This is a genomic window from Nocardia crassostreae (assembly GCF_001613405.1).
Taxonomy (GTDB): Bacteria; Actinomycetota; Actinomycetes; order Mycobacteriales; family Mycobacteriaceae; genus Nocardia; species Nocardia crassostreae.
The window spans coordinates 14,635-37,500 of the sequence record NZ_BDCH01000028.1 but is presented as its reverse complement, the minus strand read 5'-3'; the positions used below and the strand labels follow the sequence as shown (position 1 = coordinate 37,500).

27 protein-coding genes and 1 pseudogene are annotated in these 22,866 nt (G+C 66.5%); 5 read left to right on the top strand and 23 right to left on the bottom strand.

Annotated features, from left to right (window positions below):
* Nucleotides 1-142: 142 nt before the first annotated feature.
* From NC4_RS41170 to NC4_RS27040, 4 genes are all read right to left on the bottom strand, one after another.
* Entirely contained in the window at nucleotides 143-934 is a 792-nt protein-coding gene (locus tag NC4_RS41170; RefSeq protein WP_067543824.1) for an ESX secretion-associated protein EspG, read from the bottom strand.
* Nucleotides 931-1,383 carry a hypothetical protein gene (locus tag NC4_RS41165; protein ID WP_067543822.1) on the bottom strand — a complete coding sequence of 151 codons (453 nt, stop codon included), beginning with the start codon at nucleotides 1,381-1,383 and terminating at the stop codon, nucleotides 931-933. The genes NC4_RS41170 and NC4_RS41165 overlap by 4 nt, the downstream gene beginning before the upstream one ends.
* Before the next feature lie 71 nt (nucleotides 1,384-1,454).
* The gene (locus NC4_RS41160) at nucleotides 1,455-2,723 is read right to left on the bottom strand and encodes a hypothetical protein (protein WP_067543820.1); all 1,269 of its coding nucleotides are present in this window, start codon (nucleotides 2,721-2,723) and stop codon (nucleotides 1,455-1,457) included.
* Nucleotides 2,724-2,949: 226 nt separating this feature from the next.
* Nucleotides 2,950-3,231 (bottom strand): PLD nuclease N-terminal domain-containing protein, encoded by a 282-nt coding sequence (locus tag NC4_RS27040; protein ID WP_084529823.1) that lies wholly within the window; start codon nucleotides 3,229-3,231, stop codon nucleotides 2,950-2,952.
* Between the two features lie 123 nt (nucleotides 3,232-3,354).
* Between NC4_RS27040 and dtd the strand changes: the two are divergent.
* A pseudogene (gene dtd / locus NC4_RS27035) lies at nucleotides 3,355-3,797 on the top strand (D-aminoacyl-tRNA deacylase).
* On the opposite strand, the gene NC4_RS27030 reads toward dtd, so the two are convergent.
* Nucleotides 3,760-7,128 (bottom strand): AfsR/SARP family transcriptional regulator, encoded by a 3,369-nt coding sequence (locus NC4_RS27030; RefSeq protein ID WP_245721976.1) that lies wholly within the window; start codon nucleotides 7,126-7,128, stop codon nucleotides 3,760-3,762. The pseudogene dtd and the gene NC4_RS27030 sit on opposite strands and share 38 nt — an antisense overlap.
* Nucleotides 7,129-7,345: 217 nt before the next feature.
* Between NC4_RS27030 and NC4_RS27025 the strand changes: the two genes are divergently transcribed.
* The 3 genes from NC4_RS27025 to NC4_RS27015 all read left to right on the top strand — a co-directional run bounded on the left by NC4_RS27025 (nucleotide 7,346) and on the right by NC4_RS27015 (nucleotide 9,546).
* A complete protein-coding gene (locus tag NC4_RS27025) occupies nucleotides 7,346-7,855 on the top strand; it encodes a DoxX family protein (protein WP_084529821.1) in 510 nt (169 codons plus the stop codon).
* Nucleotides 7,856-7,858: 3 nt separating this feature from the next.
* Nucleotides 7,859-8,854 (top strand): pyridoxal-phosphate dependent enzyme, encoded by a 996-nt coding sequence (locus NC4_RS27020; protein WP_245721950.1) that lies wholly within the window; start codon nucleotides 7,859-7,861, stop codon nucleotides 8,852-8,854.
* A gap of 275 nt (nucleotides 8,855-9,129) precedes the next feature.
* The gene (locus NC4_RS27015; protein WP_245721949.1) at nucleotides 9,130-9,546 is read left to right on the top strand and encodes a hypothetical protein; all 417 of its coding nucleotides are present in this window, start codon (nucleotides 9,130-9,132) and stop codon (nucleotides 9,544-9,546) included.
* Here the strand turns inward: NC4_RS27015 and NC4_RS27010 are convergent, their stop codons facing one another.
* The 18 genes from NC4_RS27010 to rplN form a co-directional block, all read right to left on the bottom strand.
* Complete coding sequence (locus tag NC4_RS27010; RefSeq protein ID WP_067543816.1) at nucleotides 9,547-9,753, bottom strand: hypothetical protein; 207 nt, start codon at nucleotides 9,751-9,753, stop codon at nucleotides 9,547-9,549.
* Nucleotides 9,754-9,764: 11 nt separating this feature from the next.
* Nucleotides 9,765-10,733, bottom strand: coding sequence for a DUF6585 family protein (locus NC4_RS27005; protein ID WP_067543814.1), 969 nt, complete (start codon nucleotides 10,731-10,733; stop codon nucleotides 9,765-9,767).
* A 244-nt stretch (nucleotides 10,734-10,977) separates the two neighbouring features.
* Nucleotides 10,978-12,525: a YncE family protein gene (locus tag NC4_RS27000; RefSeq protein ID WP_067543812.1), complete on the bottom strand. Its 1,548-nt coding sequence runs from the start codon at nucleotides 12,523-12,525 to the stop codon at nucleotides 10,978-10,980.
* Between the two features lie 96 nt (nucleotides 12,526-12,621).
* A complete protein-coding gene (locus NC4_RS26995) occupies nucleotides 12,622-13,047 on the bottom strand; it encodes a type II toxin-antitoxin system VapC family toxin (protein ID WP_245721948.1) in 426 nt (141 codons plus the stop codon).
* Nucleotides 13,035-13,262 (bottom strand): ribbon-helix-helix domain-containing protein, encoded by a 228-nt coding sequence (locus NC4_RS26990; protein WP_067543810.1) that lies wholly within the window; start codon nucleotides 13,260-13,262, stop codon nucleotides 13,035-13,037. The genes NC4_RS26995 and NC4_RS26990 overlap by 13 nt, the downstream gene beginning before the upstream one ends.
* Nucleotides 13,263-13,368: 106 nt before the next feature.
* Entirely contained in the window at nucleotides 13,369-14,169 is an 801-nt protein-coding gene (map, locus tag NC4_RS26985; protein ID WP_067543808.1) for a type I methionyl aminopeptidase, read from the bottom strand.
* Nucleotides 14,170-14,715, bottom strand: coding sequence for an adenylate kinase (locus NC4_RS26980; protein WP_067543806.1), 546 nt, complete (start codon nucleotides 14,713-14,715; stop codon nucleotides 14,170-14,172).
* Nucleotides 14,712-16,034: a preprotein translocase subunit SecY gene (gene secY / locus NC4_RS26975; protein WP_067543804.1), complete on the bottom strand. Its 1,323-nt coding sequence runs from the start codon at nucleotides 16,032-16,034 to the stop codon at nucleotides 14,712-14,714. Before secY ends, NC4_RS26980 begins: the two co-directional genes overlap by 4 nt.
* Before the next feature lie 156 nt (nucleotides 16,035-16,190).
* The gene (gene rplO, locus NC4_RS26970; protein ID WP_067543802.1) at nucleotides 16,191-16,634 is read right to left on the bottom strand and encodes a 50S ribosomal protein L15; all 444 of its coding nucleotides are present in this window, start codon (nucleotides 16,632-16,634) and stop codon (nucleotides 16,191-16,193) included.
* Nucleotides 16,631-16,816, bottom strand: coding sequence for a 50S ribosomal protein L30 (gene rpmD, locus NC4_RS26965; RefSeq protein ID WP_067543800.1), 186 nt, complete (start codon nucleotides 16,814-16,816; stop codon nucleotides 16,631-16,633). Before rpmD ends, rplO begins: the two co-directional genes overlap by 4 nt.
* Before the next feature lies 1 nt (nucleotide 16,817).
* The gene (gene rpsE, locus NC4_RS26960; protein ID WP_067543798.1) at nucleotides 16,818-17,453 is read right to left on the bottom strand and encodes a 30S ribosomal protein S5; all 636 of its coding nucleotides are present in this window, start codon (nucleotides 17,451-17,453) and stop codon (nucleotides 16,818-16,820) included.
* Between the two features lie 31 nt (nucleotides 17,454-17,484).
* Nucleotides 17,485-17,892 (bottom strand): 50S ribosomal protein L18, encoded by a 408-nt coding sequence (gene rplR / locus NC4_RS26955; RefSeq protein WP_067543795.1) that lies wholly within the window; start codon nucleotides 17,890-17,892, stop codon nucleotides 17,485-17,487.
* A 3-nt stretch (nucleotides 17,893-17,895) separates the two neighbouring features.
* A complete protein-coding gene (gene rplF / locus NC4_RS26950; protein ID WP_067543793.1) occupies nucleotides 17,896-18,435 on the bottom strand; it encodes a 50S ribosomal protein L6 in 540 nt (179 codons plus the stop codon).
* Nucleotides 18,436-18,449: 14 nt separating this feature from the next.
* Nucleotides 18,450-18,848: a 30S ribosomal protein S8 gene (gene rpsH, locus NC4_RS26945; RefSeq protein ID WP_067543791.1), complete on the bottom strand. Its 399-nt coding sequence runs from the start codon at nucleotides 18,846-18,848 to the stop codon at nucleotides 18,450-18,452.
* Nucleotides 18,849-19,023: 175 nt separating this feature from the next.
* Nucleotides 19,024-19,209, bottom strand: coding sequence for a type Z 30S ribosomal protein S14 (locus NC4_RS26940; protein ID WP_029923637.1), 186 nt, complete (start codon nucleotides 19,207-19,209; stop codon nucleotides 19,024-19,026).
* 4 nt (nucleotides 19,210-19,213) lie between these two features.
* A complete protein-coding gene (gene rplE / locus NC4_RS26935) occupies nucleotides 19,214-19,780 on the bottom strand; it encodes a 50S ribosomal protein L5 (RefSeq protein ID WP_067543789.1) in 567 nt (188 codons plus the stop codon).
* A gap of 1 nt (nucleotide 19,781) precedes the next feature.
* Nucleotides 19,782-20,096 (bottom strand): 50S ribosomal protein L24, encoded by a 315-nt coding sequence (rplX, locus tag NC4_RS26930; protein ID WP_067543788.1) that lies wholly within the window; start codon nucleotides 20,094-20,096, stop codon nucleotides 19,782-19,784.
* Between the two features lie 2 nt (nucleotides 20,097-20,098).
* A complete protein-coding gene (gene rplN / locus NC4_RS26925) occupies nucleotides 20,099-20,467 on the bottom strand; it encodes a 50S ribosomal protein L14 (RefSeq protein WP_067543786.1) in 369 nt (122 codons plus the stop codon).
* Nucleotides 20,468-20,823: 356 nt separating this feature from the next.
* Here rplN and NC4_RS26920 point away from each other — a divergent pair, with 356 nt between their 5' ends.
* A complete protein-coding gene (locus NC4_RS26920) occupies nucleotides 20,824-22,857 on the top strand; it encodes a M13 family metallopeptidase (protein ID WP_084529819.1) in 2,034 nt (677 codons plus the stop codon).
* Nucleotides 22,858-22,866: the final 9 nt, after the last annotated feature.

Here is a 22,866-nt window from a genome sequence, read left to right as displayed (position 1 = left end):
ATACTGCTATCCAGCAAACCGTTTCGACAAGATCGAACCGATCGCATAGTGACACTGCCAGGTTTGGTCGACCACTCCGTTGACGGAACATTAACGGAGAGTGGCGATTCGGGCGGAGCACGGTGTGCCCCGCCCGAATTCGTCACATCACCAGCTCTTCCCCACGCTCCTCCATGTGCCGCAGCACCCGGTCGACGCTCTGCCCGAGGCGCTTCGCGAGCCGCTCCGGGCCCGCGCCGATCGCACGGGTCTCGGGCTCGTCCAGATCGATGAGATATCGGCCGTCCCCGGGGAGATCACGCCACATCATGCTCGCCTCCAGGACGCCGCGCGGACCGTAGATCGAACGGCACTGCCGCACCCGGATGAAGCCGGTCCACTCGGCGGGCCTGGCCCAGAAGGTCTGGCCCTGCATTTCGGCCGTGTCATCGAAGGAGTCGAAGGCCAGCATCTGCCGGACCTCGTAGGGATCGCGCTCCGGCGGTTCGAAGACGATCGGCACCGGCGCGGCACTGCCCGCCTGCGTATCCGGCAACTGCTGGACAATGAGCGCGGGCAGGGCGTCCGGCTCGCATTCGGTCAGCGTGTATCCGTTGCTGTGGTAAATGGTTTCACCCGGTTTCTGGGTGATCATCACCGCGCTCCAGCCCCGGCGCGCGCCGTGCACGCGCGTGCGCTTCTCGGGATTGTCAGTGTCGGTATCGCACCAGGTGGACGAGTAGACGGCCACTTCCGGATGGGCGATCGTCTCGAAGGCCGCGGCGAGACCGCTGTCCATCCGATCCCGGAGCCCCACCTCCAAGGCCGCGAGCTCATGCTCGAAGTCGTCGAGATAGCGAGTACGACTGGTGTAGGTGAGCGGCGGCGGCATGGCCCCGTCCGCGTAGCGGTTGCACAGGGCCTTGAACTCGTCGGCGGTGAGTTCCCATCTCATGCCTCGGTCACCGGATCCGCCTCGGCCGGAGCGCCCTGGGCACGGGCGATGGTCTCCACGAATTCGGCTGCGCCGAACGGACGGTCGGCGCCAGCGGTGCTCTCGCCGGTGACCGCGCCCGCGGTGACGGCGGACGCCACACTCGCCAGCGGATTGGTGATGGACTCGTCCAGTCCCGCCCGGGCGAACAGGTTGGTCAGCATGGACGGCTGCGAGGTGACCTGCCCCGCCGCGGGCGTCGGGACGACCACACCGGCAGGCGTGCCCTCTTCGGCGGGCAGCCCCGCACTGACCACGGCGGGCTCCTGCGGCGTCGTCACACCGAGCAGCTCGCCCAGCTGGGTCAGCTTCTCCGGTGATTTCTCGACCTCCGCGAGCGCCGAAACCACCTTGTCCTCGGGCACACCGAGCAGCTTCGCGAGCTCCTCCGTCTTTCCTTGCTCGAGCATGGCGTCGAGCTGTTGCAGAATGCCGGGCAGGGATTGGGCGATGGTCGAGATACCGGTGGTGGCGGCCTGGATCAGGCTGGCCAGAGCGCTGACGATCTGCGACGCGTTCTGGCTGTTGTTGTTCTGGCCGTTCTGGTTCTGACCGCCTGGATTCTGGCCGCCCGGATTCTGGCCACCGGGGTTTGACCGCCGGGCTTGTTCGGGTCGGGAACATTGGGCTTGTTCGGATCCGGAACATTGGGCTTGTTCGGATCCGGAACATTGGGCTTGTTCGGGTCGGGAATATTCGGCTTCTGACCGCCAGGATTCTGCCCACCCGGATTCTGGCCGCCCGGATTCTTGTTGCCGCCCGGGTTCTGATTACCGCCCGGGTTCTTGTTGTTGTCGTCCGGCTTCTTCTCCGGATCCGGCTTCTTCTCGGGCTCCTTCGGCGGATCGACCGGCTTCGGCTTGTCGAAGGGCGGCTGCGCGATGATCGGCAGAATCCCCTGGGTGTCCTTACCGTTGGTGACGTAGTCGCGCTCGAAGTACCGGCGGTAGTTGCCCAGGTCGTCGGTGCAGAGTTTGTCCTCTTTCTTCTCCGGCATGGAGTTCTTGGTCGAGACCATCCAGTGCGCGACGAAATCGAGGACCTCACCGGTGTACTTCATGGTGTCGATCAGCGGCGTCAGATCATTGCCGTACTTGCGGACGGCCGCGCGGGCGCCTTCGGAACCGGCGCCGATCCAGCTGTTGCTGAGCCCTTCGATCTTGGTGACGTAGTCGCCGACGCGCGTGTTCACCTTGTCGGCCAGCGTCTTCCAGTCCTCGCCCGCCCATAGGTAGGGCGAGGCGTTGATGGACTTTCCGAGGCTGATGAGCTCGTCCCAGTCCATCTCATCCTTGTTCTCCCACCGGATGAAGACGCTGTCCTTGGCCTTGTCCTTATTGTCGCGGAACTTCTTCAGATTCCCCGAGAGATCGTCTTCATAGGGTCCGGGCAGGCCGACGCCGGGAACCCGGTTCGGCGGCTTGAACCCGACATCGGCGGAACCGGGCTGAATCTTGATGTCGCCCAGCGCGCCGATCGCGTTCTTGGTCCGGACGAACTGCTCTTTCGAGGTGCCGTCCACGATCTTGTACGCCTCACCGGCGGCGCGAAAGGTATCCACCATGGCGGTGAGGATCTCGATGTGGCCGTCGAAAGCGGTCAGCAATTCGGTCCCGCGGCGGCTCAATGCCGACTGCAGCGCCGTGCCGGACGGCAGATTGCCCAGCGCCGGGAGGTTGTTGAGGTTCGCATTGGTCACCGCGTCCTTGAAACCGCGCATCGCACGCGCCAGATCCGCCGCGGCGTGCATGCCCGTTGCCGCGTCCCTGGGCTCGAACTGTAGTTGCTGCCCAGCGATCTGAGTCTTAAGGTCGCTGCCCCATTTTGGCTGATCTGTAGGTGCCATCGGTTACTGTCGCTCCACCTGTTCGCTTCTCCCTGCCAGCACAGACTACTAACGTGAACCGACTATGGCGCGCAAGGAAATTCGATTCCCTCTCGGGATCGGGGCTGGATGCGCCTTGCCCGTTCGTTGCTCAGGCGGCCGACGGCGGCGGGCTCATGATGGTGGAGTTGCGGGCCCAGATGAACCACACGATCGGGGCCAGGACCGGGAAGACCAGGATCAACAGGATCCAGACGGCCTTGCCGCCGGGCTGGTAGGTGCGGGAGCGGAGGACGCTCACCACGGCGGCGATGAACAGTACGATGCCCGCGACCGCGATGGCGATCAGCCCTGCGGCGAGAGCTATGGAGCCTGCGGTCTCGGCGGTTCCGGCGGCCAGGGTGGCTGCTGAGGCCAGGGTCGTTGTCGTCATGGGTTCGAGCCTAGGAATGGGGTGTGCTTCGGCGCATCACTCGTTAGCTCTAAGTTCGCTGTCAATGCTAGTTCGGAGGATGTACATCTTTCGGCGAATGTGGGGTCTGCGATGATCGGGACCGTGCGAGTACTGGTGCAGCGGGTCGGGTCGGCGCAAGTGACGGTGGACGGTGAGGTGGTCGGGCTGATCGATCCGGCGGCGCACGGGGCGCCGCAGGGGCTGGTCGCGCTGGTGGGAGTCACCCACAGTGATACCGAGGCCACCGCGAAGGCCATGGCGGACAAGCTGTTTCGGCTGCGGATTCTCGAGGGTGAACGATCCGCGGCGGATTTGGGTGCGCCGATTCTGGTGGTCAGTCAGTTCACGCTGTATGCCGATACTGCGAAGGGGCGGCGGCCGTCCTGGTCGGCGGCGGCGCCGGGGCGGTGGCGGAGCCGCTGGTGGATGCGTTCGCGGCGGCGCTGCGGGAACTCGGGGCGACGGTGGCGACCGGGCGGTTCGGGGCGCATATGCAGGTCGAACTGGTCAATGATGGTCCGGTGACGATTCTTTTGGAGTCCTGAGACCGGCGGTGAGCGGGTCGAGGAAGGCGCGGATGTCGTCGGCGTCGGGGACTTCGAGGTGCTGGTAGCGGGTGAGGGCGGCTTCGGCGTGGGTGCGGGCGGCGGGTAGGTTGCCGCGGTCGAATTCGGCGCGGGCCATGCCGTCGTGGGCGCGGGCCAGTTCCGGGTGATTGGCGGTTTCCTCGGCCAGGCGCAGGGCTTCGCCGTGTTCGGTCAGGGCGCGGGCGGGATCGCCTGCCGCGCGGGCGGTTTCGCCTAGGCCGTTGAGGGATGCGGCGCGGTCACTGGGGTTTCCGAGTTCCGTGTAGAGCTGGGCGGCGCGGTGGTGGTGGTCGCGGGCGCGCCGGTGGTCGCCCGCGCGGCGGTAGGCCGAGCCGAGGTAGTTGAAGACCAGGGCTTCCCCGCGCCGGTTGCCGAGTTCGCGGTGCAGGGACAGGGCGCGGGTCAGGTGGTCTTCGGCGTCGGCGAATCGGCCGGACTGGTCGAACACCTTGCCCAGATTGCCCAGTACGTGGGCCTCGCCGACGCGGTTTCCGACGGTTTGGGCCAGGGTGAGGGCGACGGCGAAATACGTTGCGGCGCTGTCGTGATCGCGGCGGCGCAGGGCGACATTGCCGAGGGTGTTGAGGGCTCGGGCCTCCTCGTAGCCGTCGCCGATCTCCCGGCACAGGGTGACGGCCGCGGCGGACCAGCGTTCGGCCCCGGCGTAATCGCCGCTGCGCCAAGCGGTCCAGCCGAGGTCGGTGAGGGCGCGGGCTTCGGCGGCGGGATCGGCCAGGGTGCGGGCCACCCGCAGGGCGGCGTTGTGCGGGGTCAGCGCGTCGGCGTGCCGGGAGTTGCCGTCCAGGTAGGGGCGCAGGGTGGCGGCCAATTCGCCGACCCGGAACGGCCATTCGCAGCGTTCGGCGGCGGCCGCCGCGGTGATCAGGTTCTCGCGCTCGGCGTCGAGCCAGGCGGCGGCGCTCTCATCGTCGGGGAAGGGGCGGACCGGCACCACAGGGGCGGGCAAGAGTGGACGTTGCGCGGCGCCGTAGGGGAACAGCCGGTCCACCGCGGCGCGGGCGTGGTGCAGATAATGCTCGAACAGCCGGGTGGTGGCGGCCTGCCGATCCGCGGCGGGCTCGACCTCGCCGACGGTGCCGCGGGCATACTCGCGCAGCAGGTCGTGGCAGGTGTAGCGGCCGGGTTCGTGCTGAATCAGCATGTGCGCGTCGAGGAGGTCCTCGAGCAGATCCTCGGCCTCGTAATAGGAGACGCCCGCCAGCGCCGCCGCCGCGTGCGGATCCACATCCCGTCCCGGGTGCAGGCCGAACAGCCGGAACATCCGCTGCTGCTCGGGCGTGAGCTGCTCGTAGGACACCGTGAACGCCGCCGCCACGCCTCGGTCCGCGGTGGCGAGCTCCGCCAGCTTGCGCCGCTCGTCCCGCAGCCGCCCCGCCAGATACTCCACACTCCACCGGGGGCGATGCTGCAACCGCGCCGCCGCGATCCGGACGGCCAGCGGCAGAAAACCGCACAGCTGCAATACATCCAGCACCGCGACCGGCTCGGCCCGCGCCCGCGCCCCCACGATCCGGCCGAACAACTCGACGGCATCCTCGGCGGGCAGCAACTCCACCGACACCGCCCGCGCCCCATCCAGATCGATCAGCCGCCGCCGACTCGTCACCAGCAGCAGGCTGCGCGACGCCCCGGGCAGCAATGGCCGGACCTGCTCGGCATCGGCGGCATTGTCCAGCACCGCGACCACGGCCCGGCTCGCCAGCTCCGCCCGCCACAACGCCGCCCGCTCCACCGCATCCTGCGGAATGCGGTCGGCGGCAATCCCCAACTGCCGCAACAGAATCTCCAGCACCGCTGCGGCGCTGACCGGCGAGCTCCCCGGCGTATGCCCCTGCAAATCGACGAAAAGCCGCCCATCGGGAAAACGCTCCGCCACCCGATGCGCAGTATGAATCGCCAAGCTGGTCTTGCCGATCCCCGCCATGCCGTCGATCACCACGACTGTCGCGGCCCCGGCGTCGCCCAGGAGTTGATCGAGTTCGGCACCGCGCCCGGCGAAGTCGGGGACGTCGTACGGCAGGAAGTCCGGCCGCGGAGGCGCCCCGACGCCGAACTCCGGATCGGATTCACGCGACTCCCGCGCGAAGACGCCGCCAGCGGATGTCGCCCGCGCGGACCGCACGGCGTTCGTCCGCGGCAGCGGCGCACCCGCCCCACGTGGATCGACGCTGCGCGGTGCGGCATCGATCGATTCCGCGGCGACTGCCCGGGGCCCGACCCCGCCCCCGGCCGCAGGTGCGACATCCCGCGACTCCACGCCCGCGAGCACCACCGCGCTCGCCTCCTCCGGCGGCGCGCCGCCTTCTCGTTCCACCCCGGCGATCGCCTTCGGCCCGGCTCCGTGCTCGCCCACGGACTCGGCTGCGACGCCTCGAGATTCCGCGGCGAGCCGAGGCACGGCCGCTTCCCGCGCCATGGCGGCGGTCGGCCCCGCCGCGCCTGACCGGGACGCGGCCGAACGTTGCGGAACGGCGGAGGTATTCGGCGGTGCGGTCGACCGGTGCGGGGCCGGGATCGGGGCGGCGAGGACGGGGTCGTCCCGAAGTACCGCCTGTTCCAGGGTGAGGAAGGCGCGACTGGGATCCAGGCCCTGGGATTCGGCGAGGGTGGTGCGGAAGCGGCGGGCGGCCGCGAGGGCGTCGGCTTGACGACCGGCGCGGTGCAGCGCGAGGACCAGGTGGGCGTGCAGGCGTTCTCGGAGGGGGTGTTCGGTGGCGTGGGCCGTCAGCTCGTCCAGGACGAGATCATTTCTGCCCAGCGCCAATTCGAGTTCGAGGAGGCGCTCGAGAGCGGTCAGCCGCTTCTCGGTGAGCCGGATTCGGGCGCCCGGTACGTAGTCGGCGCTCACGTCGGCGAGGGGTTCGCCGTGCCACAGGGCCGAGGCCGCGCGCAGTGTTTCGACGGCGACGGCGGGATCGTGCGCCGCGGTCGCCTGGGCGCGCGCGACCAGGTCGCCAAACTCTGCGAGATCGAGCCGGTCCGGCTGAATGCGCAGCACATAGCCTGCCGCACCCCGTGTTTCGAGAACGTCGTCGGCCTCGGCCCGGCGCAGCGCCCGGCGGATAGCGGTAATGGCGGCGTGGATCTGGGAGCGAGCGGTACCGGGGGCATCGAGACCCCAGATCGCGTCGATAATGCGGTCGGCGCTCAGGACCTGTCCGGCATTGAGCAGCAGATAGGCCAGAACCGCGCGGTGGCGGGGAGCCGTTCCCGGCAGCGGGCGGCCGTCGGCTTCGATCTCGACCGGGCCGAGCACCTTGAACCGCACCAACGTCGAACCTCCATCGAGCACCCACAGCGGAGGCATCGCGAATCTATCAAGCGGGGCGCACAGAGTAGTCGGCATGCGAGGAAATCCACTCGCGGCCGCCGGAACCGGCGACCGGGGCGGGAGTGCAACGCATGTCACAGTCGCCCGCTCCGCTCCGTCGTAGTGGTACCGGGCGGCCACCCACCGAAACCAGCTCGACTCGAAGGAATTCGCCATGACCACCACCGCTCCCCTCTCACCCGCCACCGTCGATGCGTCCGGCCGCGCTCTCCGGCTGATCAACAGCTATGCGGGCACGACGCTCGGTTCGCGTGCGCGCTTCGCGATTTTCCTGGCCGCCAGCGGCATCGTGCTCACCGAATCCGTGGTGGGCGCGTACTGGGATCTGGCGCGCATCCCCTACGTGCAGGAAACCTTCGCCGGGTTGCAGTACCCGATGTACTTCGCCTCCATCCTCGGCGCGGCCAAGGTCGCGGCGGTCGGCGCGCTCGTCGTTCCGGGCTTCGCGCGGCTGAAGGAATGGGCCTATGCCGGACTGTTCTTCGTCTACGCCGGGGCCTCGCTGTCGCACCTCGCGGTCGGCGATCCGGCGGCCAAGTGGGTCGGGCCGCTGGTCTTCGCGGGATTGACGCTCGCGTCCTGGGGCCTGCGGGCGCCCGCGCAGCGTGATCCGAAGCCGCTGCCGCAAGCCCTGCGGTTCCGGCGGTCCGCGGTGCGGCGCTGAGCGGTGACGTCGGCGACCGGCAGTGCGACCGTCTACGGTCATCGGGTGTCGAGCCCCACCCACGGCGACGTCAAGGCCGCCGCAGATCGCATTGCCGGAGTCGTCCGACCGCTGTCCGTCATAGCGGCCGACCAGGATCTGCTGCCCGGCGCGAACGCGTACCTCGCCCTGGAATTCCTCCAGTACACCGGTTCGTTCAAGGCGCGGGGCGCGGTCAACCTGATTGCCGCCCTGCGGGACTCGGCCGCCCTGCCCGACGCCGGGCTGGCCGCCTCCACCGGATTGAACGCCGATCTGGGATTCGCCTGGGCCGCACAGCGATTCGGCGTCCCGATCACCGTCTTCCTGGCCGCCGACGCGCCCGCCGCCAAGGTCGCGCGGCTGGGCGCGTTCGGCGCGAAGGTCCGGCTGGGCGGTGCGACGCAGGCCGAAGCCCAGTCCGCCGCCCACGAATTCATAACGAAAACCGGCGCGATCGACCCCTACACGCACAACAATGCGCTCACCTCCGCCGGTGCGGGCACCATCCTGCTCGATCTCACGCACGCCGTCCCCGACCTGGACACCGTCGTAGTCGCGGTCGGCGCGGGCGGCATGTTCGCGGGCATTACCGCGGCCGCCGCCCACCTCGGCATTCGCGTCGTGGGCGCGGAGCCCGCGGGCAGCCAGGCCCTGCATGCCGCCCTCGCCGCCGACTCCGTCCTCGACGTCGAAATCGATTCCATAGCAGCCGACTCCCTCGGCGCACCCCGTATCTGGCCGCCCGCCCTGGAGTGGGCCCGCACCGCCGACGTGCATTCGGTAATAGTCGACGACGCCGACATCATCGCAACCCGCCGACTCCTCTGGTCACACCACCGCATAGCCGTCGAACACGGCTCGGCCACCGGCCTGGCCGCCCTCCGCACCGCCGCCTACACCCCCACCCCCACCGAACGCATCGCCTTCATCCTCTGCGGCGCCAACACCGACCCCACCGACCTCTCCCCCCACGGCTGATCCGGCGAGCAGGTACTGGCGCGAGTGTTTCTCGGCGAGTCGCCCCCGCCATTACCTGCTCGACGGTTGCTCTGGGCGGGTTTAGGGTGGCGGGCATGCTCTTGTGGATCAATGGACCGTTCGGGGGCGGGAAGACGCAGACCGCGTTCGAGTTGCATCGGCGGGTGCCGGGTAGCGTCGTGTGTGATCCGGAAGAGGTGGGGTTCGGGCTGCATCGGATGATTCCGCGTGAGCTTCGCCCCGATTTTCAGGACTTTCCCGCTTAGCGGCAGGGCGTGTACGAGACCCTCGATCTGGTGCTGAGCAAGTACGAGGGTCCGGTTATCGCGCCGATGACGGTGGTGGAGTCCGGCTACTTCGCCGAAACCGTCGGGCGGCTGCGTGACAAGGGCCATGACGTTCACCATTTCGCCTTGCTGGCCCGGCCGGAGACGGTGTTGCGGCGGCTGAAGGAACGCGGTTTGTGGGGGCTGCGGCACGAGAGTTTCGCTGTCGATCAGGTGGACCGCTGTCTGAGCGCATTGCAGCGGCCGGAGTTCGCCGAGCACATTCATACCGATGACATCGATATCACCGATGTCGCCGACCGCATCGCCGCGGCGGCGGGGCTGACGCTCACGCCGAATACCGATGGGCCGCTGCGGAAACGGCTGCGGCGGGCCGGGGTGGGCATCAAGCACATCCGCTTCTGATCAGCCTTGGAAATACAAGCGATCCGGTTCCTCGGGACCTGCGGCGGGGGTGTCGCGGGCGGGGGTCGCCAGGGCCATGAGCAAGCCGATCCCGCCCAGTGCCAAGGCGATTCCCGGCCAGACCCAGCTGGTGGTCAGCACCATGGCCACGGCGCCGAGGCCCAGCGAGAAGAGGCTGAGCAGCAGGCTTTCGATATCGCGATTCACGGCGTCCTCTCCTAGAACGAGAACTCGCTCGCCCGGCACAGCGGGCGGATCGAGGTCGTGGCGGCATTCAGTTCCGAATCCTTGATCCATTGCCAGCCGGAACCGTCGGTGAGTTCACCGAGTTTGTCGCCGTCGGCGCGGATGGCTTCCTGGTCCGCGCCGCGGTAGTCGTCGGCCGCGCCCTTCAGATCCTTCAGCTGATCGGTGATCTCCGAGGAGGCCGAGCGCAGGGCGGAGAGCTTGTCGCACAATTCGTCCTCGCCCACCGGCCAGGCGCTCACACAGGCGATACCGAATGCGACGACCGCGATCACGGCGAAGAGCCGGTTCAATCCGCGCACGGTGAGGCGGCGATCGAAGGTCTTGCCCGCCGATTCAGGCAACTCCGGGAGCAATTGCTTCAACAGAAAACGGAACACCAGGAAATTCGGGATCTCGCCGATGCCTTTGACGAGCCGGGTGGAATCGCCCGCCTCCACGTAGACCTGACCCTGATCCACCCGGAACGCCCGCAATTCCGTGAGCGCGAAGGTCTTCGAGCCGCCGCCGAACTGCGTCGCCGACAGCCACCAGGGACCGAACTCCACGCGCTGCCCGGCTTGCAGGGTCTCGACGGCAACGGGGGCCTGCCGCACCGCCACGGCCTCGACCAGCGCCGGACCCCATTCGTCGGGACCCGAAATCGATTCGTCCAGGCGGAGTTCCGCGCCTCGCACATCGGTGATCCGGTACTCGTGCTTGGTGTGGGTGTGCACGCCGTTCTGCTGCACCCGGGTGATCTGCTGCCAGACCTGCGCCGAGTCGTAGCGCACCGCCCGGACCTGACCGCTCACCACCAGGGTCGCGCCACTCTCGTAAAGATCCAGCCGCCCTTCCCCTTTGACGGGCAGGAACCCCTTCCGATGCGCCCCGAGATTATTGGCCGACGCGGTATCCGCGATCCGCCGCAACAGCTCCTGATTCCCCTGCGCCCCACTCACTGGACACTCCCCCGAACTAGCCGAACGACTTCGCGCCCCAAACTATCGGCCCCGTGCACCCCCGGCAAACCGACCGCCCGCATCTCTCCGCCCCGATGATCATGACGCCAGGAGCGTAGTTATGACCATCTGAGCCAATTCCTCTGAGATGCATTGTGGTCGTGCGGATTTGATGGCAGCGTACCGTTCACGGGACATGGAGGCGAGACTCCGCCGCCTCCATGCCTCGTCCAACTTCCGCTCCTCAGCGCGGAATCACCGTCACCGTGTCGAAGCTGAGACCGTAGACGGTGTGCGAACCGGGATCGACCGTGACACCGATCAGGTAGGTCTTGCCCCCGCCGAGCGTGCCGGTGGCCTTCCGCGTCTTGGTGTCGATCACCCGGATCCCCTGGGTATCGAGGTCGGTGGCGTACAGGACGTTCCTGCCGGTGTCGATGGCGAGAAGGCCGTGCCCCCCGTTCGGTATCGCTTCGTTCAACGTGCGCGCCACCACATCGACCACCGCAATCTGATCCCGCGAGGTCGCGTAGGCGACGGCGGCGGCCGGATCGAACGCGACATCGAGAATCCCGCTGGAACTGCCGCCCACATCGACGTAGTCGGTCACCCGCTGCGCAGCGAGATCGACGATCACCAGCCCCTGATTCGACTGCTGCTGCGGCCCCCGGTCGTAATGGCCTCCGATATAGGCCGTCTGCCGGTCCGGATCCATCGCCACAGCCATGGCGTTGTCACCCACCGGAATGGTCGCGGTGATCGTGGCGGTGACCGGATCGATCACCGACAGGGTGCTCGTATCGTTCGTGATCGCCGGGTTCGGGTTCTGGTACTGGCGCGGCTTCTCGCTCGCTTGCAGACCGGTGCTGCTCACGACGTAGACGGTGTGCGTCCGCGGGTCGACGGCGACATCCCAGGAATTCTTCCCGGTGATGATCGTCGAGAGCACGGCGTTCTTCGTGGTGTCGATGATCGAGACCGAGCCGTTGACCGGGCTGCCGGTCGTGGCATCCCCGCGCCCCACCACGTACAACCGGCGCAGGGCCGGGTCGATGGCAATGCCCTCCGGATCGTCGGGCAGCGAAATCGTCGCGGTCGCACTGCCCTTCACTGGATCCACGACCGACACGGTCCGATCATTGCTGTTGGTGACATAGAGCAATCCGGTCACCGAATCGAACGCGGCGTGCGCATAGGCGCCGCCACTGGTCATCCCCACCGGGATCGACTGGTACTCCGGGTCGTTCGAACTGTTGCCCGTCAGGACGACACCGGTCACGATGGCCGCCAGCAGCACGACGGCGGCAATCGCCACCGCGATCACGGCCCGCGACCGAGCGGGCTGCGGTCCGGGCACCGGCCGATACTGCTGCGGGACGGGTGAAACCGGCGGCATGACGGGTGCGGTCCCCGGCGCTTCGGACAGCTGCGGCGACGGTTCGTCGAACACCAGGGGCACCTGGAGTACCTGAAAAGCCTCGCGGACGCGGGCGACTTCGGGGCCGAGGCCCTCGAGACAGATCGAGTGCAGATCACTCGGCGCGGCCACGCCGACCGCCATGGCCAGGGCGCGCACGGTTTCCATGGCCTGCGTTGCGGTTTCGGCGGCCGAGTTGCCGCCGCGGACCGCCGGTTCGGTGCGCGACATGACGACGTGGAATCGGCCACCCGCCGCCGCGATGAAGGCCGTGGCCTCGAATACCTCGGCGCTGAAATCGGCCACGATCACCCGTGTTCCGGGTTGCGCCGGACCGATCTTCGCTGTCAGCCAATCGGTTCGATCGACCCCCATCACGACAATCCCCTCTCCACGCGACACGCGGCGTCGATCCTAACGACAACGCGCCCGCCTCGGAAACGGTGAACTCCCGGCCGCGCCCGAACAGGGTCAGGGCAATAGAGTCAGTTGATCGGTATGTCGTGGACGGACTATCGAGAAGTGGCGACGGTCGGTTGTGGCGATCTGGCACAGGTTCCGTCGTTCCGCGAGCTCAATCACGGACGCGTCCGCAGTGCCCAAGGGCAAACTGCGGTACTTCGCGACAAGTTCGGCGATGCGCAGCCAATCCGCCGGATGCACCGGCTCCACGGTGAAGAGGCCCTCAGCGAAATCACCAAGGAATCGAACCTCGGCTTCGGCACCCAAACGCGTGCCGATCAGATAGGCGGCCTCGGTAATGACAAGTGTCGGAACGACCAGCGGACCCCGATGAGTCTGCAATAGTTCCAAGCAAGCCTCGTGATGCGCGTCATCGGCGTCGACATAGGCGTACAGCGGACCCGCGTCGACGACCAGCGCGCCTATTTTCCCCACTCCTGGCTCAGGATCTCATCGATCCGGCTCGAAATATCGGACCGGCCGCTGCGCCCAGCACCCGCGGCACCGAACGTGCGGCGCCCCCCGGCCGCACACAGGTACTGCGAAATCGCTTCGCGGGTGAGCTCGGAGACGGTGATTCCCCGACGCTGGGCTTCATGCCGGAGCAGATCGTCCATGTCGTCGGGTAGTTTCACCGTCGTGCGCTTCATGGCATGCCAGCATACCCTGCTGTTCGAGCCGTGACACCTGCGTTTGCCACAGACGAGCACACCCGCCCCGAAACGGGGCGGGTGTGTGCGAGTCGATCTTGCCGAACTACTCCGGGCGCAGCGTGAGGATGCGGGGGCCGTCCTCGGTGACGGCGACCGTGTGCTCCCAGTGCGCGGCGCGCGAGCCGTCGATGGTGACGACGGTCCAATCGTCTTCCAGCACCTTGGTTTCGGTGGTGCCGAGGGTGAGCATGGGCTCGATGGCCAGTACCGAACCGATGCGCAGTTCCGGGCCCTTGCCCGGCTTGCCCTCGTTCGGCAGGAACGGGTCCATGTGCATTTCGCGGCCGATGGCGTGCCCGCCGTACCCGTCGACAATGCCGTAGGCCCGGCCGTGCGCGGCCTCGGCGGCCTTGGTGCCCAGTTCGATGGCGTGCGAGACATCGGTCAGCCGATTGCCGGGCAGCATGGCGGCGATACCGGCCTCCATGGACAGCTTGGTGGCCTCGCTCAGCAGCCGATCGGCCTCGATGATCGTGCCCACGCCGAAGGTCCACGCCGAATCGCCGTGCCAGCCTTCGAGAATGGCGCCGCAGTCGATGGACACCAGATCGCCCTCGGCAAGAATGTCGTCCTTGGACGGGATGCCGTGGACCACACGGTCGTTGACCGAGGAGCAGATCGAACCCGGGAAGCCGTGGTAGCCCTTGAAGGACGGGACCGCACCGGCCTCGCGAATCACCTGCTCGGCGACCTCGTCGAGTTCCAGGGTCGAGACGCCGGGCTTGGCGGCGGCGCGCACCGCCACCAGGGCGCGGCCGACGACAGCGCCCGCCGCCGCCATGGCGTCCAGTTCACCGGCGGTGCGGAAAGGCACCACTTTCTTGCTCTTACGGCCGAAGACCATTCAGCGACCCAGGGCTTTCAGCGCCCGCGCATTGACCTCGTCCACCTCGGCCACGCCGTCGACCGTCACGACCAGGCCGTCGTAGTGATCGAGCAGCGGTTCGGTCTCGTCGCGGTAGACGCGCATGCGGTTGCGGATGACCTCTTCGGTGTCGTCGCCGCGGCCACGGGCGAGCATGCGCTCCACCAGCGTGTCCTCGGGCACCACGAAGCAGAGCGCGGCATCGAGCGCGCGGCCCTGATCCTTGAGCATCTTCTCCAGCGCCTCGGCCTGATCGACCGTGCGCGGGTACCCGTCGAGGATGAAGCCGTTGGTGGCGTCCGGCTCGGCAATGCGGGCCTCGACCATGCGGTTGGTGACCTCGGAGGGCACCAGGTTGCCCGCATCCAGGTACTGCTGGGCCTCGAGACCGAGCGCGGTCTTCTCGGCAATGTTGGTGCGGAAGAGATTCCCGGTGGAGATGTGCGGAACACCGAGCTTTTCCGACAACAGTTCGGCCTGGGTGCCTTTACCGGCGCCGGGCGGTCCGAGCAGTACGAGTCTCACTTCAGGAACCCTTCGTAGTTTCGGTTCATCAACTGGCTCTCGATCTGTTTCACGGTATCGAGGCCGACGCTCACGATGATCAACACCGCGGTACCGCCGAACGGCAGGTTCTGCACACCGGTGTTGTTGCCCAAGTTGAGGAACACGTTCGGCAGCACGGCAACCGCGCCGAGGTAGATCGAGCCGGGGAGCGTGATCCGGCTGAGCACGTAGTTCAGGTAATCGGCGGTGGGCTTACCGGGGCGATAGCCCGGAATGAAGCCGCCGAACTTCTTCATCTCGTCCGCGCGCTCTTCGGGATTGAAGGTGATCGCGACATAGAAGTAGGTGAAGAACACGATCATGGCGAAGTAGACCGTGACGTAAACCGGGTTGGAGGGGTTGACCAGATACTTCTGGATCAGCTCCTGCCACTTGGCCGGATCGCCCGAGGTGCTCTGCGTCAGCTGTGCCAGCAGGTTCGGCAGATACAGCAGCGAGGAGGCGAAGATGACGGGGATGACGCCCGCCTGGTTCACCTTCAACGGCAGATAGGTCGAGGAACCGCCGTACATCTTGCGGCCCACCACGCGCTTGGCGTACTGCACCGGAATGCGGCGCTGACCCTGCTCGACGAAGATGACGCCGACGATGACCGCCAGCGCAGCCAGGCAGACCAGCGTGAACTTGATGCGGGAATCGTCGCTGTCCCAGATCAGCTTGCCCTCGGCCGGGATACGGGCCGCGATACCGGCGAAGATCAGCAGCGACATGCCGTTGCCGATACCGCGCTCGGTGATCTGCTCGCCGAACCACATGACCAGGGCCGCGCCCGCGGTCATGACCAGCACGATGATGATCATGCCGAAGATGGACGTGTCGGCCAGGATGTCCTGGGGGCATCCGCGCAGCAGCTGACCGCGCGCAGCGAGTGCCACCAGACCCGTCGCCTGCAGGACCGCGAGCGCGATCGAGAGGTACCGGGTGTATTGGGTCATCTTGGTCTGACCCGCTTGGCCTTCTTTTCGCAGTTCCTCGAACCGCGGAATGACGACGGTCAGCAGCTGAATGATGATGCTCGCCGTGATGTAGGGCATGATGCCGATCGCGAACACCGAAAGCTGCAGCAGCGCGCCGCCGGAGAAAAGATTGATGAGCTGGTAGATACCGGCGGAGTCACCGCCGTTGACCAGGTCAACGCATTCTTGAATTGCTTTGTAATCGATGCCCGGGGAGGGCAGTGCGGCACCTACGCGGTAGAGCGCGATCAGGCCCAGCGTGAAGAGAATCTTCCACCGTAAGTCCGGGGTCCGGAAAGCCGACACGAAGGCGGAAAGCACACATCCTCCTGGCTAACGACATGGGTCAGGGCCATGGCTTCAGCGATAAGAGAGCGCCGATCCCCATGACGGTGTTGGCAGACAACACTTGAACTCTAACAGTGGCACCGGACGAGCTCTTCACTCGTCCGGTGCCATCTGCTATTCAGCCTACCGTCAGGCCAGTACGGTGGCAGTGCCACCGGCCGCGGTGATCTTCTCCGTGGCGGAGCTGGAGAACTTGTCGGCGGAAACCTGAACGGCCACACCGATTTCGCCCTCGCCGAGCACCTTCACGAGCTCGTTCTTGCGAACGAGGCCCTTCGCGACCAGCTCGGCCTTGCCGACCGTGCCGCCCTCGGGGAACACGCGGGCGATATCCGACACGTTCACGACCTGGTACTCGGTGCGGAACGGGTTGGTGAAGCCCTTGAGCTTGGGCAGACGCATGTGAATCGGCATCTGACCGCCCTCGAAGCGGACCGGAACATTCTTGCGAGCCTTCGTACCCTTGGTACCGCGGCCCGCGGTCTTGCCCTTGGAGCCTTCACCGCGACCCACACGGGTTTTCTCGGTCTTGGCACCGGGGGCAGGACGCAGGTGGTGCAACTTGATGGTCATGCTTGGACCTCCTCAACCTGAACGAGGTGGCGCACGACGTTGATCAGGCCGCGATTCTGCGCGTTGTCATCGCGCACCACGGACTTGCGGATGCCGCGCAGCCCGAGGGTGCGCAGCGACTCCCGCTGATTCGCCTTGGCGCCGATGCTGGACTTGACCTGGGTCACCTTCAGCTGTGCCATATCAGACTCCCTGTCCCGCGCGTTCACGCAGCATGCCGGCCGGGGCCACGTCCTCGATCGGCAGACCGCGGCGAGCGGCGACCTCTTCGGGACGCTGCAGCATCTTCAGAGCCGCAACGGTGGCGTGCACGACGTTGATGGCGTTGTCGCTACCGAGCGACTTGGCCAGAACATCATGGATACCGGCGCATTCCAGCACGGCACGGCACGCGCCACCGGCGATCACACCGGTACCCGGCGAGGCCGGACGCAGCATGACCACACCGGCCGCCGCCTCACCCTGAACCGGGTGGGTGACGGTGGAGCCGATCATCGGAACGCGGAAGAAGTTCTTGCGAGCCTCTTCGACGCCCTTCTGGATGGCCGCGGGAACTTCCTTGGCCTTGCCGTAGCCGACGCCAACCAGACCGTTGCCGTCACCGACGATCACGAGGGCGGTGAAGCTGAAGCGACGACCACCCTTCACGACCTTGGAGACGCGGTTGATGGCGACGACGCGCTCGAGCTGGTTGGTCTTCTCGGCCTGCTGCTGGTCGCGACGATCGCCACGGCGTCCGCCGCGGCCTCCGTCACGATCATTGCTGCCATTCTGTCCGGCGGGACCGTTTCCGCCGTCACGCCGCTGACGTCCCGGCATCAGACGTTCCTTCCATTCGCAGTGTTGATCATCAGAACTTCAGCCCACCTTCGCGAGCGGCATCGGCGAGCGCCGCGATGCGGCCGTGGTAGTCGTGACCACCACGGTCGAACACGACCGCCTCGACACCGGCAGCCTTGGCGCGGGCGGCGATGAGCTCGCCGACCTTGGCGCCCTTGGCGGACTTGTCACCCTCGAGCGCACGCACATCGGCCTCGATGGAGGACGCGGCGGCAATGGTCTTGCCGGCCGAGTCGTCGATCAGCTGGGCGTGCAGGTGGCGCGAGGAACGGTTGACCACCAGGCGCGGACGCTCGGAGGTTCCGACGATCTTCTTGCGCAGACGGAAGTGACGACGCGTCTTGGACAGACGACGTGCGGTCGAAGCATCCTTGCCGAGCGGCTTGCGCTTGGCCTTCTGGTTCTCAGTCTGTGCCATGGCTTACTTACCCGTCTTTCCGACCTTGCGGCGAACGACCTCACCGGCGTAGCGGATGCCCTTGCCCTTGTACGGGTCGGGCTTGCGCAGGCCGTGGATGACCGCGGCGATCTGACCGACCGCCTGCTTGTCGATGCCGGACACCGAGAACTTGGTGGGCGCCTCGACCTTGAAGGTGATGCCCTCGGGGGCAACGACCGGAACCGGGTGGCTGTAGCCGAGCGCGAACTCCAGGTCCGAGCCCTTCTGCTGCACGCGGTAACCGACGCCGAAGATTTCCATCTTCTTCTCGTAGCCCTGCGTGACACCGATGATCATGTTGTTGATCAGGGTGCGGGTCAGGCCGTGCAGCGAGCGGTTGCCACGCTCGTCGTTCGGACGAACGACCTCGAGCTCGCCGTTCTCGGCCTTGTTGATGGTGATCGGCTCCGCGACCACGTGCGACAGGGTGCCCTTGGAACCCTTCACCGTGACGTTCTGGCCGTCGATGGTCACCTCGACGCCGGCGGGAACCGGAATCGGCTTCTTACCGATACGCGACATTGTTCCTACCTCCCTTACCAGACGTAGGCGAGGACTTCCCCGCCCACACTCTGCTGCTTGGCCTGACGGTCCGTGAGCAGGCCCTTGGACGTGGAGATGATCGCCACGCCGAGGCCACCCAGCACCTTGGGCAGGTTGGTGGACTTCGCGTACACACGCAGACCCGGCTTCGAGACGCGGCGCACACCCTGCAGGGAGCGCTCGCGGCTGGGGCCGTACTTCAGGTCGACGATCAGGTTCTTGCCGACCGGCGCATCCTCGATGCGGTAGTCGGCGATGTAGCCCTCGCGCTTGAGGATCTCGGCGATGTTCACCTTGATCTTCGAGTGCGGCGCCTTCACCTGATCGTGGTACGCCGAGTTGGCGTTGCGCAGACGGGTCAAGAAGTCTGCGATGGGATCAGTCATGGTCATGTTTTTGACCGTTTACCTTTCTCGCCGCGGTTCCCATTCAGCACCGTTCTCAGGAGCGATCGTGGGCCTACAACGAAGTGGGGTTTGTGCTCCCCGGTTACCCGGAGAACCGTTTCTGTCCGCCCGGCCCGGCCACGTAACGGGTGGCCGGGACAGGCGAAAAGTCTTGGGGGACTTACCAGGAGGACTTGTGCACACCCGGCAGCTCACCGCGGTGAGCCATCTCGCGCAGGCACACGCGGCACAGGCCGAACTTGCGGTACACAGCGTGCGGACGGCCGCAGCGCTGGCAACGGGTGTAGGCCCGCACCGCGAACTTCGGCTTGGCGTTGGCCTTGTTGATCAGAGCCTTCTTAGCCATGTGCTCAGTTCTCCTTGAACGGGAAGCCGAGGTGCTTGAGCAGCGCGCGGCCTTCTTCGTTGTTGGTCGCCGTGGTCACCACGGTGATGTCCATACCGCGCGGACGGTCGATCTTGTCCACGTCGATCTCGTGGAACATCGACTGCTCCGAGAGACCGAAGGTGTAGTTGCCGTTGCCGTCGAACTGCTTCGGCGACAGGCCGCGGAAGTCGCGGATACGGGGCAGCGCGATGGAGATCAGGCGATCCAGGAACTCCCACATGCGGTCGCCGCGCAGGGTGACCTTCGCGCCGATCGGCATGCCCTCACGCAGCTTGAACTGCGCGATGGACTTGGTGGCCTTGCGGATCTCGGGCTTCTGGCCGGTGATCAGGGTGAGGTCGGCGACCGCGCCGTTGATCAGCTTCGCGTCACGGGCGGCGTCGCCGACACCCATGTTCACGACGACCTTCACGACACCCGGGATCTGCATCACGTTGTCGTAGTTGAACTCGCTCTGCAGCGCGTCCTTGATCTCGGCGCGGTAGCGCGCCTTCAGGCGCGGCTGCACCTTGTTATCGGTCGAAGTCATCTCAGATGTCCTTCCCGTTGCGACGGGAGATGCGAACGCGCTTGCCGTTCTCATCCGTGCGGTAACCCACGCGGGTCGGCTGGCCGTCGGAGTCGACAACCATCACGTTGGAGGCCTGGATCGGCGCTTCCTGGGTGACGATGCCGCCCGAGCTGGCGCCACGCTGGTTCGCGGAATTCGCGACGTGCTTCTTGATGCGGTTGACGCCCTCGACCAGGACCTTGCCGGTCGCGGGGAAGGCCTGAATGACCTTGCCCTTCGCGCCCTTGTCCTTGCCCGAGATGACGATGACCGTGTCGCCCTTGTGCACCTTCATGGTCAGAGCACCTCCGGAGCCAGCGAAACGATCTTCATGAAGCGCTTGTCGCGCAGTTCACGGCCGACGGGGCCGAAGATGCGGGTGCCGCGCGGATCGTTGTCCGCCTTGATGAGCACCGCGGCGTTCTCGTCGAAACGGATGTAGGAACCATCCGGACGGCGGCGCTCCTTGGTGGTGCGCACGACGACAGCCTTGACGACATCGCCCTTCTTGACGTTGCCGCCGGGGATGGCGTCCTTCACGGTGGCGACGATGACATCACCGATACCGGCATAGCGACGCGCCGAACCACCGAGCACGCGGATGCAGAGGATTTCCTTCGCACCCGTGTTGTCGGCGACGCGCAGTCGCGACTCCTGCTGAATCACTTCAGCTCCTCCTAGACCTGGACGTAATGCACGCCGGATTGCCGACCCGACGGGCATGGTCAGTTGCCACCCAAACGCGCGCCTGCCAGCGGTTTTCGGAGCATCAGAGATGATCAACCACTGTGGGTTCGCGGCCGGATTGCGGGTACAGCTCCCGCAGGCAACCGGTCTAGTGTAGCGAAACCGCAGGTGGCGCCCAAATCAGGGTGGGCAGAGTCACCCGCGAGGGGACCCGCGGGGCGCACCGCGCGGGTTTCAGGTCTTCCTCAGAGTGGTCGATTAGCGTCGGCCCGAGTTCGTCGAACATCTTCAGCTACGTCAGAGCAATATCCGAAATCCGTCGGAGGAGATTCGCGTTGACCGAGCGTTCGTACGCTCTTGACCGCCGTACTCTACTGAAGGCCCTGGGCCTCGTTCCACTCGTCGCCGCCGCGGCCGCTTGTTCCCCGGACAAGCCCAAGGCGCTCACCGGGCCCGATATGTCCGGATCAGATCCGGGCATCCGGCCGCAGGACGACCTCTATCGATACGTCAACGGGAAGTGGCTGGACAACTACAAGCTGCCGCCGGACAAGACCTCCTACGGCACATTCGCCGAGGTCGAGGAGCGGACGCAGCAGCAATTGCGCGGGCTCGTGGAGGGGATCGGCGATCCGGGAGCCGGGACCGATGGGCAGAAGATCCGCGATCTGTACGACGGGGTCCTGGACACCGGCGAGATCGACAAGCTGGGGATGACGCCGCTGCGGGACCGGCTCGCGCGCATCGACGCCGCCGCCGGGAAGCCCGAGCTCGCGAACGCCATGGGCGCGCTGCCGGTGGACGGGTTGTTCAGGCTCATGGTGGGTGTGGACGACCGGGATGCCAGCCGGAATATCGCGCAGATCAATCAGTCCGGGCTCGGACTGGAGGAGCAGTACTACCGGGATCCGCAGTTCGCCGACATCCTCGACGGGTACGAGAAGTTCCTGGAGCGGATAGCCACCGGCGCCGGATTCGGCGATCCGGCCGGGATGGCGCGGCGGGTGCTGGAGCTGGAGAAGCGGATCGCCGCCGGATTCTGGGACAATGTCCGACTGCGGGATCCGCAGGCCGGGTACAACAAGCTCTCCTGGAGCGAATTGACCGCGCTGGGACCGCGGTTCGAGTGGGATCGGTGGCTGGCCGGGCATACAGACCGGCCGCGGGAACTGTTCGACGCGGTACTGGTGCGCCAGCCCTCCTATGTCACCGCCGCGGCCGGGCTGTGGGGCGAGGTGGATATCGACACCTGGCGGGACTATCTACGGCTGACCCTGGTGCGCACCTGGGCCGAGTATCTGCCCGCCGCCATTGCCGACGCGCAGTTCGACTTCTACGAGAAGACGCTCAACGGGCTCGAACAGCGACCGGAACGGTGGAAGACCGCCATCGACACCGTCAACGAGAACATCGGCCAGTTGCTCGGGAAACAGTATGTGGCGCAATACTTCCCGGCGGATTCCAAGGATGCCGTGCAGCGGCTGGTGGGCGATCTCATGGCCGCCTACCGGGTGGACTTCGAGAATTCGACCTGGATGTCGCCCGATACCCGCGCCGCGGCCATCGTGAAGCTGGACAAGATCAATACCAAGATCGGCTATCCGGATAAGTGGGAGGACTACTCCGGGCTGTCCATTACGCGCGGCAAACTGGTCGAATCCCTGCTCGCCGTGCAGGCTTTCACTGACAAGCGAATGTTCGGCAAACTCGGCGAGCCGGTGGACAGGACCGAATGGGGTATGCCGCCGCAGACCGTCAATGCCTATTACGATCCGACGCGCAATGAAATCGTCTTCCCGGCGGGCATTCTGCAGGAGCCCTTCTTCTCCGCGGAGGCCGAGGCGGCGGTCAACTACGGCGGGATCGGCGGGGTCATCGGCCACGAGATCGGGCACGGCTTCGACGATCAGGGTTCGATGTACGACGGCGACGGCAATCTGAAGGATTGGTGGACCCCACAGGACCGAGCCGCGTTCGAGGTCAAGACCAAACAGCTCATCGCGCAGTACGACGCCCTAGTACCGACCGGTCTGCCCGCCGACGATCACGTCAACGGCGCACTGACCGTCGGCGAGAACCTGGCCGACCTGCGCGGCCTCGGCATTGCCCTGGCCGCCTACGGCATTGCCGAAAAGCGCGGCGGCACCGACAATCCCGACCTGCGCCCCATGTTCGAATCCTGGGGCCGTATCTGGCGCATCCAGCGGACCCCGGAATCCCTCGAGCAGCAGCTACAGGGGGATCCCCACTCCCCCGGCGAATTCCGCTGCAACCAGGTCGTCCGGAATATCGAGCAGTTCTACGCGACCTTCGGGGTGAAGGAGGGCGACAAGGCGTACTTGCCGCCCGACCAGCGCGTCACGCTCTGACGGGCCCGG

Coding starts and splice junctions, on each gene's coding strand:
- NC4_RS41170 (WP_067543824.1), bottom strand. CDS start 934: ATGAGATGGGAACTCACCGCCGACGAGTTCAAGGCCCTGTGCAACCGC.
- NC4_RS41165 (WP_067543822.1), bottom strand. CDS start 1,383: ATGCTCGAGCAAGGAAAGACGGAGGAGCTCGCGAAGCTGCTCGGTGTG.
- NC4_RS41160 (WP_067543820.1), bottom strand. CDS start 2,723: ATGCACGCCGCGGCGGATCTGGCGCGTGCGATGCGCGGTTTCAAGGAC.
- NC4_RS27040 (WP_084529823.1), bottom strand. CDS start 3,231: ATGACGACAACGACCCTGGCCTCAGCAGCCACCCTGGCCGCCGGAACC.
- NC4_RS27025 (WP_084529821.1), top strand. CDS start 7,346: ATGACCACCACCGCTCCCCTCTCACCCGCCACCGTCGATGCGTCCGGC.
- NC4_RS27000 (WP_067543812.1), bottom strand. CDS start 12,525: ATGGGGGTCGATCGAACCGATTGGCTGACAGCGAAGATCGGTCCGGCG.
- NC4_RS26990 (WP_067543810.1), bottom strand. CDS start 13,262: ATGAAGCGCACGACGGTGAAACTACCCGACGACATGGACGATCTGCTC.
- map (WP_067543808.1), bottom strand. CDS start 14,169: ATGGTCTTCGGCCGTAAGAGCAAGAAAGTGGTGCCTTTCCGCACCGCC.
- rplO (WP_067543802.1), bottom strand. CDS start 16,634: ATGACCATCAAGTTGCACCACCTGCGTCCTGCCCCCGGTGCCAAGACC.
- rpmD (WP_067543800.1), bottom strand. CDS start 16,816: ATGGCACAGCTGAAGGTGACCCAGGTCAAGTCCAGCATCGGCGCCAAG.
- rpsE (WP_067543798.1), bottom strand. CDS start 17,453: ATGCCGGGACGTCAGCGGCGTGACGGCGGAAACGGTCCCGCCGGACAG.
- rplR (WP_067543795.1), bottom strand. CDS start 17,892: ATGGCACAGACTGAGAACCAGAAGGCCAAGCGCAAGCCGCTCGGCAAG.
- rplF (WP_067543793.1), bottom strand. CDS start 18,435: ATGTCGCGTATCGGTAAGAAGCCGATTCCGGTTCCCGCCGGCGTCGAG.
- rpsH (WP_067543791.1), bottom strand. CDS start 18,848: ATGACCATGACTGATCCCATCGCAGACTTCTTGACCCGTCTGCGCAAC.
- NC4_RS26940 (WP_029923637.1), bottom strand. CDS start 19,209: ATGGCTAAGAAGGCTCTGATCAACAAGGCCAACGCCAAGCCGAAGTTC.
- rplE (WP_067543789.1), bottom strand. CDS start 19,780: ATGACTTCGACCGATAACAAGGTGCAGCCGCGCCTGAAGGCGCGCTAC.
- rplX (WP_067543788.1), bottom strand. CDS start 20,096: ATGAAGGTGCACAAGGGCGACACGGTCATCGTCATCTCGGGCAAGGAC.